Source organism: Streptomyces sp. NPDC002817 (genome assembly GCF_053592055.1).
The window spans coordinates 83,647-99,295 of sequence record NZ_JBSFUY010000020.1 but is presented as its reverse complement, the minus strand read 5'-3'; the positions used below and the strand labels follow the sequence as shown (position 1 = coordinate 99,295).

General features: G+C 70.5%; 15 protein-coding genes. 2 read left to right on the top strand and 13 right to left on the bottom strand.

Features of this window, described 5'->3' with window-relative positions; genetic code table 11:
- Positions 1-66: 66 nt before the first annotated feature.
- From ACWD3I_RS31190 to ACWD3I_RS31170, 5 genes are read right to left on the bottom strand one after another with little or no spacing between them, the layout of a single operon-like run.
- Positions 67-1,473 carry an HAD-IA family hydrolase gene (locus ACWD3I_RS31190; protein ID WP_451084224.1) on the bottom strand — a complete coding sequence of 469 codons (1,407 nt, stop codon included), beginning with the start codon at positions 1,471-1,473 and terminating at the stop codon, positions 67-69.
- Entirely contained in the window at positions 1,470-2,528 is a 1,059-nt protein-coding gene (locus tag ACWD3I_RS31185) for an ABC transporter ATP-binding protein (protein WP_365403222.1), read from the bottom strand. Before ACWD3I_RS31185 ends, ACWD3I_RS31190 begins: the two co-directional genes overlap by 4 nt.
- A 2-nt stretch (positions 2,529-2,530) precedes the next feature.
- Entirely contained in the window at positions 2,531-3,343 is an 813-nt protein-coding gene (locus ACWD3I_RS31180; protein WP_266895087.1) for an ABC transporter permease, read from the bottom strand.
- The gene (locus tag ACWD3I_RS31175) at positions 3,331-4,215 is read right to left on the bottom strand and encodes an ABC transporter permease (protein ID WP_365403226.1); all 885 of its coding nucleotides are present in this window, start codon (positions 4,213-4,215) and stop codon (positions 3,331-3,333) included. Before ACWD3I_RS31175 ends, ACWD3I_RS31180 begins: the two co-directional genes overlap by 13 nt.
- Entirely contained in the window at positions 4,212-5,357 is a 1,146-nt protein-coding gene (locus ACWD3I_RS31170; RefSeq protein ID WP_365403229.1) for an ABC transporter substrate-binding protein, read from the bottom strand. The genes ACWD3I_RS31175 and ACWD3I_RS31170 overlap by 4 nt, the downstream gene beginning before the upstream one ends.
- 257 nt (positions 5,358-5,614) lie before the next feature.
- On the opposite strand from ACWD3I_RS31170, the gene ACWD3I_RS31165 reads away from it, so the two are divergent.
- Complete coding sequence (locus ACWD3I_RS31165) at positions 5,615-6,355, top strand: GntR family transcriptional regulator (RefSeq protein WP_365403232.1); 741 nt, start codon at positions 5,615-5,617, stop codon at positions 6,353-6,355.
- Positions 6,356-6,400: 45 nt separating this feature from the next.
- On the opposite strand, the gene ACWD3I_RS31160 is transcribed toward ACWD3I_RS31165, so the two are convergent.
- The 8 genes from ACWD3I_RS31160 to rpe form a co-directional block, all read right to left on the bottom strand.
- A complete protein-coding gene (locus ACWD3I_RS31160; protein WP_046260034.1) occupies positions 6,401-6,853 on the bottom strand; it encodes an Lrp/AsnC family transcriptional regulator in 453 nt (150 codons plus the stop codon).
- 10 nt (positions 6,854-6,863) lie between these two features.
- Complete coding sequence (locus tag ACWD3I_RS31155) at positions 6,864-8,321, bottom strand: amino acid permease (RefSeq protein WP_365403236.1); 1,458 nt, start codon at positions 8,319-8,321, stop codon at positions 6,864-6,866.
- A 167-nt stretch (positions 8,322-8,488) separates the two neighbouring features.
- Positions 8,489-8,983, bottom strand: a complete 495-nt coding sequence (locus ACWD3I_RS31150) for a GNAT family N-acetyltransferase (RefSeq protein ID WP_365403239.1) — start codon at positions 8,981-8,983, stop codon at positions 8,489-8,491.
- Between the two features lie 77 nt (positions 8,984-9,060).
- Positions 9,061-10,503, bottom strand: coding sequence for a GuaB1 family IMP dehydrogenase-related protein (locus ACWD3I_RS31145; protein ID WP_365403242.1), 1,443 nt, complete (start codon positions 10,501-10,503; stop codon positions 9,061-9,063).
- Between the two features lie 131 nt (positions 10,504-10,634).
- A complete protein-coding gene (locus ACWD3I_RS31140) occupies positions 10,635-10,934 on the bottom strand; it encodes a barstar family protein (RefSeq protein ID WP_046260036.1) in 300 nt (99 codons plus the stop codon).
- Complete coding sequence (locus ACWD3I_RS31135) at positions 10,931-11,314, bottom strand: ribonuclease domain-containing protein (RefSeq protein ID WP_365403301.1); 384 nt, start codon at positions 11,312-11,314, stop codon at positions 10,931-10,933. The genes ACWD3I_RS31140 and ACWD3I_RS31135 overlap by 4 nt, the downstream gene beginning before the upstream one ends.
- A 40-nt stretch (positions 11,315-11,354) precedes the next feature.
- Positions 11,355-12,398 carry a sugar-binding domain-containing protein gene (locus tag ACWD3I_RS31130; protein WP_171144130.1) on the bottom strand — a complete coding sequence of 348 codons (1,044 nt, stop codon included), beginning with the start codon at positions 12,396-12,398 and terminating at the stop codon, positions 11,355-11,357.
- A gap of 78 nt (positions 12,399-12,476) precedes the next feature.
- On the bottom strand, positions 12,477-13,163 hold the full coding sequence (gene rpe / locus ACWD3I_RS31125) for a ribulose-phosphate 3-epimerase (RefSeq protein WP_365403246.1): 687 nt from the start codon (positions 13,161-13,163) through the stop codon (positions 12,477-12,479).
- 310 nt (positions 13,164-13,473) lie between these two features.
- Here rpe and ACWD3I_RS31120 point away from each other — a divergent pair, with 310 nt between their 5' ends.
- The gene (locus ACWD3I_RS31120; RefSeq protein WP_365403249.1) at positions 13,474-15,615 is read left to right on the top strand and encodes an MMPL family transporter; all 2,142 of its coding nucleotides are present in this window, start codon (positions 13,474-13,476) and stop codon (positions 15,613-15,615) included.
- Positions 15,616-15,649: the final 34 nt, after the last annotated feature.

The window sequence follows — 15,649 nt, the reverse complement described above, 5'->3', positions numbered from 1 at the left end:
GGCGTCCGAGGCGGCCCTCGGGAGGCACGGCTGGTGGATCAATGTCGCCAGGTCATGACACCGATGCTAGACAGTCCCGGCCTCGCTGCCCAGCGAAAAAGTGGTGATCACCGCCGCGTGGTCGGACGGCCAGTCGTTGTCCTCGACATCCGGCCAGGTCCGGGGGGTGCCGCTGACGTACGTCCGGGAGTCGAGCACCCGCAGCCCTCGGTGCAGCACGAAGTCGATCCGGTCCTGCGGCTCCGGCGCGGCCTGGACCGGCGACCATGTGTGACCGGGCTCCGCCACGGGGTCGGGGTGGGCCTGACGGTAGGAGTCGACGAAGCCCGCTTCCTCGGCCGCCTTCGTGACCGGCCACTCGATGTCCGGCCAGTCCAGGTGCGAGGGAGTGTTGAAGTCACCGACGAGGGCGACGGGCACGGTCTCGTCGATCCTGCCCAGCGCATCTGTCAGCTGGGCGAGCCGCACCTCCTCGTGGGCGGCCGACGGCACGTAGGGCCCGTACGACTCGTAGTCCAGGTGGACCGTCCACACGTCAGCCTCGGCGCCCTCGGCGACGCGGACCCGGACACCCGCCGCGCCGTAGAAGCCCACCTCCGGGTCCCCGAAGGTGTCCGTGATCGGGTGGCGGCTGATGATGCCGAGGTTCACCCCGGCCCGGTGGTGGTACCAGCCGAGGGCCTCGGCGAGCTCCTGGGCGGCGGTGCCGTACGTCTCCTGGAGACCGACCACGTCCACCTCGGTCTCGGCGATGACCTTGAGCTGTTTGGCCCGGTGGTCGTGGACCTTGGTGCCGCCGTACCAGAGGTTCCAGGTCATGACGCGGAGCCGGTACGGCAGCAGGGAGCGGAGCCGGTCGACGGTGACCCCCTCCAGGCCGGCCAGGACGGTCCGGCCCGGCGCGGCCGCGATCGGCGCGAGGGAGGGCACGGCGAGCACCGCGCACCCGGCGGCCTCGGCGGAGGCGACCCCGGTCTCCGTGTCCTCGACGGCCACGCAGGCGGCGGGATCGACGCCCAGGGCCCGGCAGGCGGCGAGGTAGGGATCGGGGGCCGGCTTGGTGCGGGGTGTGTCGTCGGCGGTCACGGAGACGGCGAAGCGCTCGGCGCCGAGCGCTTCGAGCACCGTGTCGGCGACCGCTCTGGGGGACGCGGTCACCAGGGCCGTGGGCACTCCCTCGCGGGCCAGCGCGCCCAGCAGGTCGAGCGCGCCGGGGCGGGGCACGATGCCGGTGCGGACGCGGTCGGCGAACTCCCGGTGGAGCGCGTCGGCCAGCTCGGCGGCCGGGGTGCCCGTGGCCGCGGACAGCCAGGCGGCGGTGTCCTCGACCGCGCGGCCGAGCACCTCCGGCTGGTCCGCCTCGGTCAGGGTCCGGCCGGCCACCTGTTCCACCGCCTCCCACCACAGCCGCTCGGTGTCGACGAGCGTGCCGTCCATGTCGAACAGGACGGCCTGGAGCGGGAGTCGGCTCACGGCGCGCTCCGCTCGGCGACGAGCACCGGCCGCTCCGGCAGGGCCACGCTCACCGCGGCCCCGGCCCCGAGCCCGGCGGCCTCGTGGGCGGGCAGGTCGGCCTTCACGTCGGTGCCGTCGGCGAGCCGGACGGTGACACGGACGGCGGCGCCCAGGAAGGAGGTGGCGACGACGCTAGCCTTCCCCTCGTCGTCGGCCCGCACGCGTACGGCCTCGGGCCGCACCAGCACGTCCACCTCGGTCGCCGAGGGCACCGGGCCGTCCACGGGCAGCCGCTGCCCGAGCACATCGACGGACCCCTCGGCCAGCCGTCCCGGTATCCGGCTCATCGTCCCGACGAACTCGGCGACGAAGGCGGTGGCCGGACGGCCGTACAACTCGGCCGGGGCCGCGCACTGTTCGAGCCGCCCGGCGTGCATCACCGCGACCCGGTCCGCCATCGACAGCGCCTCCTCCTGGTCATGGGTCACGAAGAGCGTGGTGATCCCGAGCTCCTGCTGGAGCCGCCGGATCTCCTCGCGCAGGCTGAGCCGCACCTTGGCGTCGAGCGCCGACAGCGGCTCGTCGAGGAGCAGCACCCGCGGCCGCAGGGCGAGCGCACGGGCCAGGGCGACGCGCTGCTGCTGGCCGCCGGAGAGCTCGTGCGGGAAGCGCCCGCCCTTGTCGGCGAGGCCGACCAGCTCCAGCAACTCGACGGCACGTGCCCGTCGTTCGGCCGTGCGCACCTTCCTCATCCGCAGCCCGAAGGCCACGTTGTCGATCGCGTCGAGATGCGGGAAGAGGCTGTACGACTGGAAGACCATGCCGGCGTCACGGCGGTGGGCCGGCACCCGGGTGACGTCCTCGCCGTCCACCAGCACCTCGCCGGAGTCGGGGTGTTCGAAGCCCGCGAGCATGCGCAGCGCGGTGGTCTTGCCGCAGCCGGACGGGCCGAGCAGGGCGAGCAGCTCCCCGGGCCGGACGGTCAGGTCGAGTCCGTCGAGGGCGACGGTCGGACCGAACTCCCTGCGCAGGCCCCGGAATTCGACGGTGGCCGCTTTCTCGAGCGTCTTCATGGTCATCCCCGGGAAGTAGTACGGGCGCGTCCGCCGAAGCCGGCCAGGACGAGGAGCAGCACCCACGTCACGAGCAGGCTGAGCACGGACACGGCGACGGAGAGCTGGGCCTGCGAGCCGCTGACGTTCACGATCCACACGGCGAAGGGCTGGAAGCCGAGCAGCTGGGCGACCGTGAACTCACCGAGCACCAACGCCAGCGTGAGGAAGGAGGAGTTGAGGAGAGCGCCCCGCAGATTGGGCAGTACGGCCCGGACCAGCGCCTGCGGCCAGCTCGCCCCGCAGCTGCGGGCGGCCTCGACGAGGGTGCGGACATCGACCGCGCGCAGCCCGGCGTCCAGGGCGCGATGCACGAACGGCAGGGCCATCACGACGTACGCCAGGACGAGGATGACGGGGAAGTCGGGGTTCTGGATCGCCACGAACGTCTGGAACAGCGGGGTGCGGGAGAGGTGTTCGGGCCCCCACTTCAGGACCGTGATGATGCCGGCGACGAGTGCGATCGGCGGTACCACCAAAGGCAGTTGACACACCACCTCGACGACCGGCCGCAGCCGGGGCGATCCCAGCCGCAGCGCCACGGTCGCGGGCACCATCAGGAGCAGCACGACGACGATCGTCGCGAGGGCCAGTTCCAGCGAGAGCAGCAGGCTGCTGACGAAGCCGCCGGTGGAGAAGATCTGGGTGTAGGCGTCGAAGGTGAGGCCCTGCCCGGGTACGTCGACCGTGAAGACGATCGACGCGGCGAGCGGCACCAGGAAGTACAGCCCGGCGAGGCCGTAGACGCCCCACCGCCACAGGTTCAGGCGAGCCATCGCGCGCTCCGTCGTTGCAGGGGCAGGTACACGGCCATGACCAGGCCCGCGATGAGGACCATGTCGAGGCTGAGGGCGAGCGCCACGTTCTCCTGGCCCACGAGCACGTTGCCGGAGAGCGCGTCGGCGATCTGCAGGGTGATCAGCGGGATGGAGCTGCCCACGATCGCGGCGGCGGTGGCGTACGCGGCGAAGGCGGTGCCGAAGAGCAGCACGAGCCCGCCGAGCAGTGAGGGCGCGAGGACGGGCAGGGCGACATGGCGCCAGTACTGCGTGGTCGTCGCCCCGTTGTTCTGCGCGGCCTCGCGCCACTGGACGCGCAGCCCCTCCAGGGCCGGGGTGATGGTGAGGACCATCAGCGGGATCAGGAAGTACAGGTAGACGATCACCAGTCCCCAGAAGCTGTAGAGGTCCCAGCCCTTGTCGGTGAGGCCCAGGTGCCTCGTCAGCACACCGGCGTTGCCGAGGGTGGCGACGAAGGCGAAGGCCAGCGGGACGCCGCCGAAGTTGGCGAGGACGCCGGAGGCGGTGAGGACGGCCTCGCGGAGCGCTCGGTGCCGGGATGTCACCACGGCCTGGGCGAGCGGCAGTCCGAACAGGGCGGCCAGCACGGCCGACACCGCGGACAGTTTGACGCTGCCGAGGAGAGCGGTGAGGTAGGCGCCCTGCAACGAGGCGGTCAGGTTGGCCGTACCGAACCCGCCCGTCGTCTTCACCGTGAACGCCCCGTCCAGGATGGCCCAGGCCGGCAGCCCGAAGGCCACTGCGGTGAAGGTGAGCAGCGGGACCACGGCGAGCCAGCCGAGGGACCGGCGCCGCCGCTTCACCGCGACGGTCGGCGCCGAGTCCACTCGTACGGCGGTGGCCGTCATCCGGAGACGGCCTTCGCCCAGCCCTGTCCGAGCACCGTCTTGGCCTTGTTCTGCTGGGCCTCGGTCGGGAAGCTCGGCGTACCGGAGACCTCGGGCAGCTTGGCCGCGGCGGTCTTGTCGAGGGTGCCGGCCTTCTCCATCGCGGTCATCAGGGCGGGGCGGGCGTACCCCTTGAGCCACAGGTTCTGGCCCTCGGCGCTGTAGAGGTACTCCTGCCACAGGCGGGCGGTCGCCGGGTGCGGGGCGTCCTTGTTGATCGCCTGGGAGTAGTACTGCGAGAACTTGCCGTCGCTGGGGACCGACACCGTCCAGTCGACGCCCTTGGACTTGAACTCCTCGGCGTACCCGGCGTTCAGGTAGTCCCAGTCGATGCTGATGGGCGTCTCGCCCTTCTCGACGGTGGCCGGGGTCGACTCGACGGGCGTGTAGTTGCCGTTGCTCTTCAGCTTCTTGAAGAAGTCGAGGCCGGGCTGGATGTCGTCGAAGGAGCCGCCGCTCGCGAGCGAGGCCGCCCAGACGCCGCCGAAGGCGGAACCGGACTTGGTGGGGTTGCCGTTGAGGGCGACCTGGCCCTTGTACTGGGGCTTGAGGAGATCGGCGAAGGTGGTGGGGCAGGTCTTGACGCGCTTGGCGTCGCAGCCGATGGAGATGTAGCCGCCGTAGTCGTTGTACCAGCGTGCCTGTGCGTCCTTCTGCTCGCCGGGGATGTCGGCGAAGGACGCCACCTTGTACGGGGCGAGCAGCCCCTGCTCGGCCGCGCTGATGGCGAAGGAGCTGCCGAGGTCGAGCACGTCGGGGGCCCGGTCCTGCCCCTTGCGCGAGGTGACGGCGTTGATCTCGTCCTGGCTGGCGCCGTCGGGGTTCTCGACGGCGACCTCGATGCCGTACTTCTTCTCGAAGCCGTCGATGAGGGCGCCGTAGTTGGCCCAGTCGCGGGGCAGCGCGATGGCGTTGAGCTTGCCCTCCTTCTTGGCCGCCTTCACCAGGGCGTCGAGTCCGCCGAAGTCGGCGGCGGAGGTGGCGGTGGCGGCGTTCTTGCCGTCGGCGGTGGTCGAGGAGTTCTCGGGGGCGGCGCCACAGGCGCTGAGGGCGAGGGCGGCGAGGACGCCGAGTGCGGCGGTTCTCGGCAGGGACACGGTCACGGCTTCTCCAGGGGACGCGCGAGGGTGCAGGAGTCGAACGGAGAGAAGGAGCGAGGGAGAGAAGGAGCGAGAGAACTTGTGTCAGATAACTTGTCTGAACAAGTTGGCCTCAGTAAGGCTGCTGCCGGTATCGATTCCGTAAACACTGGCGAAACAGTGACCCCTGTGTTCCCTGACGATCACGCACCCCTCGGATCCCTGCCGGATGTCGTCTAGGCTGGTCACGCTGTGCACAGCAGTCGACTCAGAGGGGAAGCATGCCGGCGCGACACGAGGAGATCGCCGACGCACTGCGCCGGGCGATCGACCGCGAGGAGTACACAGTCGGCAGTCGACTCCCCGCCGAGACGGACCTCGCGGCCCAGTACGACGTCTCGCGCGGCACGGTCCGCCAGGCGGTCGCCGCGCTGACCGCCGAGGGCCTCATCGGCTCCCGCCAGGGCGCCCGCCGCATGGTCCTGGCCAGCCGTCGCAGCCAGAGCTTCGCCGAGCTGCGCAGCTTCGCGCAGTGGGCGCGGGCGATGGGCCGCGAGGCGACGGGGCGGGTGGTCGCACAGGAGTACCGTCCGGCGACCCAGGAGGACGCGATACGTCTCCAACTACGCGCCGGCACGCAGGTGTTGCATGTCCTGCGGGTGCGCGGCCTGGACGGCGAGCCGGTGTTGCTGGAGCGGACCGTGTACGCCGACTGGATCTCCCCCGCCGTCGAACCCATCGAGCCGGACTGTCCGTCGGTGACCCAACGCCTGTACGACGACAGGGGGTTGGTCTTCGCGTACGGCGAGCACGTCATCGACGCGGTCGCGGCGGGCGCGCAGGACGCGGAGCTGCTGCTCGTGCGCCGTACCAGTCCGTTGTTGCGCGTCCGCCGGGTGACGACGACCCGCGAAGGGCGCCCGGTGGAGTGGTCGGACGACCGCTACCGCTCGGACGCGGTGAGCTTCAGCGTGCACAACTCGATGGACAACAACGCGCTGGCCAGGAAGACGGCGGAGTAGAGCTCGGGGGTGCGGGCCGTTGCCGCCCCACGACCGCACCGCCCCTCACCCGGGCGCCCCCGAAGAAAACCTCCGCAGCAGCGGCGACAGCACCAGCACCGACTTGGTGCGCTCCACGAACGGCTCCCCCGCGATCCGCTCCAGGACCCGCTCGAAGTGCCGCATGTCGGAGGCGAAGACCTGGACGACCGCGTCCGCGTCCCCCGTGACCGTGGACGCGGCGACGACCTCCTGATAGCGCTCCAGGCCCCGCCGGATGGTGTCCGGCGAGGTGTTGTGACGGCAGTAGATCTCGACGAACCCCTCGGTCTCCCAGCCGAGGGCCGACGGGTCGACCCGTACCGTGAAGCCGGTGATGGCTCCGGTGGCGCGGAGCCGGTCCACGCGCCGCTTCACGGCGGGCGCGGAGAGGCCGACGATCTGCCCGATGTCCGCGTAGGAGCGGCGGGCGTCCTCGGCGAGGGCGTGGACGATGCGTTCGTCGAGATCGTTGAGCACGGTGGGTGGATCAGCTCTCAGGTGTTGCGAGTCGGGAGCGGCGATAGCCGTATACGAAGTAGAACACGAGCCCGGCGGCCATCCAGACTCCGAAGACCACCCAGGTGACGGCCGACAGACTGCCCATCATCCAGAGACAGAACCCGAGCCCCAGCGCGGGCAGCACCGGCGACAGCGGCACCCGGAAGGTGCGCGGCATGTCCGGACGGCTCCGGCGCAGCACCACGACGGCGATGTTGACCAGCGCGAAGGCGAAGAGCGTGCCGATGCTGGTGGCGTCGGCGAGCTGACCCAGCGGGATCGCGGCGGCGAGCACACCGCAGAACAGGGACACGATGACCGTGTTGGCACGGGGCGCGCCGGTCCTGGGGTGCACGCGCGAGAACACCCTCGGCACGAGCCCGTCCCGGGACATCGCGAAGAGGATGCGGGTCTGGCCGTAGAGCACGGTCAGCACGACGCTCGCGATGGCGATGACGGCACAGCCGGCCAGCAGAGTCCCCCAGAAGGTCTGCCCGGTCACCTCGCGCATGATCTGGGCCAGCGCCGCCTCCGAGTCCCCGAACCGCTGCCAGGGCTTCGCACCGACGGCGACGGCCGCGACGAGGACGTACAGGGCCGTCACGATGACCAGCGACAGCATGATCGCGCGCGGCAGGTCACGCTGCGCGTTCTTGGCCTCCTCACCGGCGGTGGAGGCGGCGTCGAAGCCGATGTACGAGAAGAACAGCGTCGCCCCGGCCGCGCTCACGCCCGCCATGCCGAGCGGCATGAAGTGGTCGTAGTTGCCGGAGCGGAAACCCTGGACACCGATGGCGCAGAACAGCACCAGCGCGGCGATCTTCACGATGACCATGACGGTGTTGGCCCGCGCGGACTCCTTCGCGCCGCCGAGCAGGAAGGCCATGGCCAGGAGTACGACGATCAGCGCCGGCAGGTTGAAGATTCCGCCGTCCCCGGGTGGGGCGGACAGCGCGTCCGGGATGGTGACGCCGATGGACCCGTCGAGCAGCTCGTTGAGGTACTCGCCCCAGCCGACGGCGACGGCCGCGACCGAGACGCCGTACTCCAGGATCAGACACCATCCGCAGACCCAGGCGACCAGCTCGCCCATCGTCGCGTACGCATACGAGTACGAGGACCCGGCGACCGGGATCGTGCCCGCGAGTTCGGCGTAGGACAGGGCCGAGAACAGTGCTGTCAGGCCCGCGACCACGAAGGACAGGGTGACGGCCGGACCGGCCTTGGGCACGGCCTCGCCGAGGACGACGAAGATGCCGGTGCCGAGCGTGGCACCGATGCTGATCATGGTCAGCTGCCAGAGCCCGAGGGAGCGCCGAAGACTGCCGCCCTCGCCCTGCCCTCCTTCGGCGACCAGGCGTTCGACGGGCTTGCGTCGCACAAGACGCGCACCGACTCCCGGGGACCGTGATGTGCGCTGTTGCGGGGGTGCGCCTTGGTCGAGCACGCGCTGACTCCTTCGTCACTGCATTTGAGTACAGCGCATGACCCTATGAGCCGGGGCATCACGGTCGTAATGCAGCAACCTTGCGCGTATCCGCAAGATCGTTGCGTTCATCGCAAGGGGGCGGGTGTTCGTTGCGCGGAGGCTTCGCAGTATTGCGTACGGCCTGCTCAGAGCAGGTTCTTGACCAAGAAGACGGCAGCGTCGACGCACTCCCGGGTGGTCCCGTCGGCCGCCTCGTAGGAGTACCGGTCGACGTAGCCGACCAGCGGGCGGTACCCGAGCCGGGCGTAGAGGGCGGCCGCGCGTGGGTTGTCCTTGCCGACGCCGATGCCGATGCCCACGACCGTCAGCCCCCGCTCCCTGGCGAGCCCCTCGGCGGCACGGATCAGCGCGGTCCCGATGCCGCGCGAGCGCAGTCGCTCCGGAAAGACGTCCAGCGCGTTGATCTCCGGGGGGTCCACGGTGACTTCGGGCGCCGCACACCCGGTCCGGCGCAGCTCGGTGTTGCCCACGGGCCGCCCTTCCAGCCACGCGACGAGATACGTGCTCTCCCCCGCCTCCTGGCGCGCGAACCGGCGGCCATGGAAGGAGGTGACTCCGAGCGAGCCCGCGCGCTGGTCGAGCAGCGCCACATCGGCGGCCCGGCAGACGGTGATCTCCATGCACCCGACGGTAGAGCCCGGGAACGCGAACGGCCCCCGAATTTTCAACGGGGGCCGTGCACAAGGGAGTTGCAGCCTCAGCTCCAGCTGGCGTGCAGCGGCTGGCCCTCCGCGTAGCCGGCCGCGCTCTGGATGCCCACGACCGCCTTCTCGGCGAACTCCTCCAGGGAGCCCGCACCGGCGTAGGTGCAGGAGGAGCGGACACCCGCGATGATCGAGTCGATCAGGTCCTCGACACCGGGACGGGACGGGTCGAGGAACATACGGGAGGTGGAGATGCCCTCCTCGAACAGCGCCTTGCGGGCCCGGTCGTACGAGGACTCCTCGGACGTACGATTGGCCACGGCACGAGCGGACGCCATGCCGAACGACTCCTTGTAGAGCCGCCCGTCGGCGTCCTGCTGAAGGTCGCCCGGGGACTCGTAGGTGCCCGCGAACCACGACCCGACCATCACGTTGGACGCACCGGCGGCCAGCGCCATGGCGACGTCACGCGGGTGCCGGACACCGCCGTCGGCCCAGACGTGCTTGCCGTACTTCTTCGCCTCGGCGGCGCACTCCAGCACGGCCGAGAACTGCGGCCGGCCCACGCCGGTCATCATGCGGGTGGTGCACATGGCACCGGGACCCACACCGACCTTGATGATGTCGGCACCGGCCTCGATCAGATCCCGCACACCCTCGGCGGCCACGATGTTGCCGGCGACGATCGGCACCTGGGGGTCGAGCGCCCGCACGACCTTGATCGCGCTGATCATCGACTCCTGGTGGCCGTGCGCCGTGTCGATGACGAGCGTGTCCACGCCCGCGTCGAGCAGCTGCTTGGCCTTGCCCGCGACATCGCCGTTGATACCGACGGCGGCGGCGATGCGCAGCTTGCCCTGAGCGTCGACGGCCGGCGTGTACAGCGTCGCCCGCAGCGCGCCCTTGCGGGTGAGGATGCCGGCGAGACGGCCTTCCTTGTCCACGGCGGGGGCATAGCGGCGGTTGGCCGCGTCCAGACGGTTGAAGGCCTCGCGCGGGTCGATGTCCGCGTCGATCAGCAGCAGGTCCTTGGACATGACGACCTCGAGCTGCGTGAAGCGGTCGACGCCGGTCAGGTCCCGGTCGGTGACGACACCGACGGGTCGGCCGTCCTCGTCGACGACCACTCCGGCGTTGTGCGCCCGCTTGGGCAGCAGGGCCAGCGCGTCGGCGACGGTCTGGTGCGGGGCCAGCACGATCGGGGTGTCCAGGACGTGGTGGCGGCTCTTCACCCAGGAGACGACCTCGGTGACGACCTCGATCGGGATGTCCTGCGGAATGACCACCAGGCCACCGCGCCGGGCCATCGTCTCGGCCATGCGGCGCCCGGCGATGGCGGTCATGTTGGCGACGACCAGCGGGATCGTGGTCCCCGTGCCGTCCGGGGCGCTGAGGTCCACACCCTGACGCGAGCCGACCGCGCTGCGGCTCGGGACCATGAAGACGTCGTCGTACGTCAGGTCGTACGCGGGCTGGATGCCATTGAGGAAACGCACGTGCTGCACATCCCAGTCGATCAGAGGTGGCCCCCGGACAGGACAGCCAGGGGGAAGAGCACGTACTTCATTGTCCCATGTCCACCGGAATGCGATGCCCGGGCAGATCATCCAGGCAGGTCAGAGGCGCGTTAGGAGGATCCTCCGAGCGCGAGCGTCACCGTGAGCGCGGACGCCTGCGAGAACACCTCACGGGCGGTCGCCCACTCGCCCGGCCGCGCCTCGGCGTACCGCTCCCAGTTCCGTACGACGACGAATCTGTCCCCGACGGTGTCCTCGGGCCACAGTCCCGGGTCGGAGAGGACGTCGGCCAGCGCGTCCCAGTTCCGCCCGAAGTAGTCCGGCAGCCGCAGGTCCCGGACACAGCGCTCCATCAGGCTCGCCTTGTCCGTGACCCCGTCGAGGTCCAGCGTGGCCACGACCGCCGTCATCTCAGTACCGCCCTGAACGAGTCGTAGTGATCATCGGTGTAGTAGATCTCGTCGCCCCGCCCGGTGACAATGCGCCGGGCCCCGCGATCGCGCGAGCCCGGCGTGGGGACGGTGTATTCGTGGTAGTAACCGCGCTTGTGGGCGGGCAGCCGCCGCTCGAAGTTCCCGAAGACACTGCCGTCCTTCTCGTACGGGAAGGGGCCACCGACGTCGATGAGGTCGAGCGTCTCGCGGGCCTGGGCGGGCAGCCGCGGCTCCTGGACGGTGGCCATGCCCTCGGCCCACGACGGAGTGGCCTCACCGGCCTCACTCGAGGCACACCCCGTCAGCAGGACGACGAGGAGACAGGCCAGCACCCGGGGGACGAACCGCAGCAGCATGCTGTCCACGCTGCCACGGCCGCCCCCTCACGACCTTCGGTCAGGGGCCGTCCGGGTCAGCGCGGTTCAGCGCCGGCTTCGGCGTCTGACCTGCCGTCAGCAGCACGTCCGCCGCCGAGGTGTCCGTCACCAGGCTGGTGACGAGCCCGGACCGCAGCACGGCGTCGATGGCCATCGCCTTGCGCGCCCCGCCCGCGATCGCGACGACCTCGGGGATACGGCGGAGCTGGTCCGCCTTGACCGTGATGCACCGCTCGCCCAGGTCCCGGCCCACCCGGCGCCCGTCGGCGTCGAAGAGGTGCGCGGAGGTCTCCGCGGCGACGCCGAGGGTCGAGTAGTGCGCCCGCTCCTCCTCGCTGAGCATGTCGTACACCGTGGAGACACCCGGCCCCCAGGAGCCGATGGAGACACAGGCGACCGTGACCTTGTCGAAGTACTCGAAGGCCCGGGCGATCCCCGTCTGGTTGCGCAGCGCCGCCGCGGTGGCCGCGTCCGGCAGCAGCATCGGGGCGTAGATCGGGTGGGCGTCGCCGCCCGAGACCTGCGCGGCCCGCCGTACCGCCTCCACCGAACCGCGCTCGGCGGTCCCGGCGTCGTACACCCCCGTCAGCTGCACCACCGTGCACGGCGGCAGCCGGTCGAGGGCCGCCGCCATGTGAATCGTGGACCGGCCCCAGGCCAGGCCCAGGACGTCGCCCTCGTTGACCAGTTCGCCGAGCAGGTCGGCGGCCGTCTCCCCGAGGTTCTCCGGGTCGGGCGAGTCCTCCGCCTCGGCCGGCGACTCCACCACGACGGCATGCCTGAGTCCGTACCGGGCGCGCAGCGCGTCCGAGCGCTCGGCGTCCAGTTCGGCAGGAACACGGATCTCGATACGTACGAGATCCCGCTCGAGGGCGGTCTCCAGAACCCGGGCCACCTTGAAGCGGCTGACGCCGAACTCCTCGGCGATCTGGATCTTGGACTTGCCCTCGAGATAGAAGCGGCGGGCCATGGCCGCCGCCTGCACCAGCTCAGCGGGTCCCATCCGCATGGCTGACCGGCCCGCCGACATACCCGACACGGCCATCTCCTCACTGCTGTTCACACTCTGGATTCGCCGTTCATCCTTGCAGATGCGGCGGACTTGATCAGCCCTGATGGGAGCCGTTCACGTTCCTGTGGCTCAGTGGCCGCATGCCCAGCTCGCCTTGGCGGTCGCCTCCTCGGCTTGGGTGCGCAGTGCACGTACCGCCTGGGCCGGGTCGGATGCGCCGTAGACGGCCGATCCGGCGACGAAGACATCGGCACCGGCGTCGGCGCACTGCTCGATGGTGGAGGCCGAGACTCCGCCGTCGACCTGGAGCCAGAGTTCGAGGCCGTGCTTCCTGATCAACTCGCGGGTGCGGCGAATCTTCGGGAGCATGATGTCGAGGAAAGCCTGTCCCCCGAAGCCCGGCTCGACCGTCATGATCAGGAGCATGTCGAGCTCGGGGAGCAGATCCTCGTAAGGCTCGATGGGCGTCGCGGGCCGGAGCGCCATGGAGGCGCGGGCGCCCTTGGCCCGGATCTCCCGGGCGAGCCGGACCGGAGCGGCGGCCGCCTCGACGTGGAAGGTGACGGAACCGGCCCCCGCCTCTACGTACTGGGGCGCCCACCGATCGGGGGCCTCGATCATCAGATGGCAGTCCAGCGGGGTGTCCGTCGCGCGGGCGAGGGACTCTACGACCGGCACACCGAGCGTGAGGTTCGGGACGAAATGGTTGTCCATGACGTCGACGTGGAGCCAGTCGGCTCCGTCCACCGCCTTCGCCTCGTCCGCGAGGCGGGCGAAGTCTGCGGACAGAATGCTGGGGTTGATCTGCGCGGCCATGACCCAAGACTGCCATGTCCGGGCACGATTGTTCGCGCCGGTCCGGACCTAAGCCGTTCATCGGATGTTGTGTCGGGGCAACCCGTGCCATATTGGGCGGCCGACCGTGAGGCATCGGGCTGGGCCCTGTCGTCGACCTCGCGCCGTCCGCCCGGAGGGCGGGCTCCGCGGTGGCAGGTGCGTGCTCTCGGCGTGCCGGGGCTCGGCCCACGTGCTGGACGCACTTGGGTCGAGCCCCGGTGCGGCGAGAGTGCGTGCATGTCGGCGCGGAGCAGGCGAGAGGTCGGCGACAGGGCCCAAGGGGGTGGCCATGACTGACAAGCGAGGCATCGGGCATCTGGTGTGCGGACGGCGCGCCAAGTGGGTCGTACTGGCGCTGTGGGTCGTCGCGCTGTTCCTCACCGCGCCCTTCGCCCAGAAACTCACCGACGCCCAGGACAACGACGCCGCCTCCTGGCTGCCCGGCTCCGCCGAATCCACCCAAGTCCTCAAGCTCTCCGAGGACTTCAGGCCCGAGCAGATCCCCGCGGTCGTCGTCTACGCCCGCGCCGACGGTCTGACCGCCCAGGACCGGGCGCAGATCGAGGAGGACGCACGGCAGATCAAGGAACTCCGGGACCACGGCATCCGCGGCGCGGAGACCCGCGGCCCGGTCTTCGACCGTGAGACGGACCCGCGCGCGGCCCAGATCCTCGTACCGATCACGATGGACGAGAAGGGCTGGGAGGAGATCGCCCCCGCGGTCGACACCATCCGGGACGACGTCGGTGAGGGCGGCGACGGTCTCGCCGTGCACATCACGGGCCCGGGCGGCACCTCCGCCGACTTCTCCGAAGCCTTCGAGGGCATCGACTCCACACTGCTGGTGTCCGCGATGGGCGTCGTCATCGTGATGCTGCTGATCACCTATCGCAGCCCCAGCCTCCTCCTGGTCCCCCTGCTCTCGGTCATCGCCGCCCTGTTCACCGCCCAGGCCCTCATCTACCTGCTCGCGGAACACGCGGGCCTGACGGTCAACGGCCAGAGCGCGGGCATCCTCACGGTCCTCGTCTTCGGTGCGGGGACGGACTACGCCCTGTTGCTGGTCGCCCGCTACCGCGAGGAACTGCACCACCACGAGGACCGGCACGAGGCGATGGCCCTGGCCCTGCACCGGGCGGGCCCGGCCGTGATCGCGTCCGGCGCGACCGTCGTCCTGAGCATGCTGGTGCTGCTGGCCGCGGAGATGAACTCGACGAGCGGCCTCGGCCCGGTGGCGGCGATCGGCGTGGCGGTGGCCCTGCTGGCGATGATGACCCTCTTCCCCGCTCTGCTGGTGATCTGCGGCCGCTGGATCTTCTGGCCCGTGATCCCGCACTTCGGCGACCCCGACCGCATCGAGCGGGGCCTGTGGGCGCGGATGGGCCGCCGTATCGCCCGCCGGCCGCGCATGGTGTGGAGCGTCACCGCACTGATCCTCGCGGTCTGCTCGCTCGGCCTGATCCAGCTGCGCGCCGAGGGCATCAGCAACGCGGACGCGTTCACCGGGAAACCGGACTCGATCGTCGGCCAGGAGGTCTCCGCACGCTACTTCCCGGCGGGCAGCGGCGATCCCCTGGTCATCATCAGCAACCAGGAGCAGGCACAGCAGGTGGGCGAGGCGGTGGCCGCCACCGACGGCGTCGTCCCCGGGTCGCTGGGCCTGCCACCGGGCACGAAACCGTCGTACGAGGGCAAGGTCCTCTTCGAGGCGACCATGACCGACCCGGCCGACAGCGAGGCGGCGAAGCAGACCGTCGAACGGGTCCGGGACGCCGTCCACGCGGTACCGGACGCCGACGCCCAGGTCGGCGGCGGTACGGCCGCCCTGCTCGACATGGACGAGGCGACCACTCACGACAACATGCTGATCATCCCGCTGGTCCTGATCGTCGTCATGCTGATCCTGTGCGCCCTGCTGCGCGCCCTGATCGCACCGCTGCTGCTGATCGGGACGGTGATCCTGTCGTTCGCGGCGGCCCTGGGCATCAGCGCGCTCGCGTTCAGGTACCTGTTCGACTACGCGGGGGAGACGACGGACTTCCCCCTCTTCGTCTTCGTCTTCCTGGTGGCCCTCGGCATCGACTACAACATCTTCCTGACCACCCGCATCCACGAGGAGGCGGCCCGCCAGGGCACCCGCCCAGGCGTGGTCACGGGCCTGGCGGCGACGGGCGCGGTCATCACGTCCGCGGGCCTGGTGCTGGCCGGCACCTTCGCCGCCCTCGGCACGCTGCCGATGGTCGCCTTCGCCGAGATCGGCTTCGCGGTGGCGCTGGGCGTACTCCTGGACACGTTCATCGTCCGGTCCGTACTGGTGCCGGCCCTGTTCCTGGATGTGGGCCCGAAGATGTGGTGGCCGCATCGGCTGGCGAAAGAGGACGGTACGGCAACCCCGGTGGCTGAACAGCCGACGGCGGGGCAACGCCGCTAGGGGCACGGGGCTGTGTTGCACCCGCGCCACAACC

Coding starts and splice junctions, on each gene's coding strand:
- ACWD3I_RS31135 (WP_365403301.1), bottom strand. CDS start 11,314: ATGCTGCTGCGGTTCGTCCCCCGGGTGCTGGCCTGTCTCCTCGTCGTC.
- ACWD3I_RS31165 (WP_365403232.1), top strand. CDS start 5,615: ATGCCGGCGCGACACGAGGAGATCGCCGACGCACTGCGCCGGGCGATC.
- ACWD3I_RS31185 (WP_365403222.1), bottom strand. CDS start 2,528: ATGAAGACGCTCGAGAAAGCGGCCACCGTCGAATTCCGGGGCCTGCGC.
- rpe (WP_365403246.1), bottom strand. CDS start 13,163: ATGGCCGCGCAGATCAACCCCAGCATTCTGTCCGCAGACTTCGCCCGC.
- ACWD3I_RS31140 (WP_046260036.1), bottom strand. CDS start 10,934: ATGACGGCGGTCGTGGCCACGCTGGACCTCGACGGGGTCACGGACAAG.
- ACWD3I_RS31150 (WP_365403239.1), bottom strand. CDS start 8,983: ATGGAGATCACCGTCTGCCGGGCCGCCGATGTGGCGCTGCTCGACCAG.
- ACWD3I_RS31120 (WP_365403249.1), top strand. CDS start 13,474: ATGACTGACAAGCGAGGCATCGGGCATCTGGTGTGCGGACGGCGCGCC.
- ACWD3I_RS31175 (WP_365403226.1), bottom strand. CDS start 4,215: ATGACGGCCACCGCCGTACGAGTGGACTCGGCGCCGACCGTCGCGGTG.
- ACWD3I_RS31180 (WP_266895087.1), bottom strand. CDS start 3,343: ATGGCTCGCCTGAACCTGTGGCGGTGGGGCGTCTACGGCCTCGCCGGG.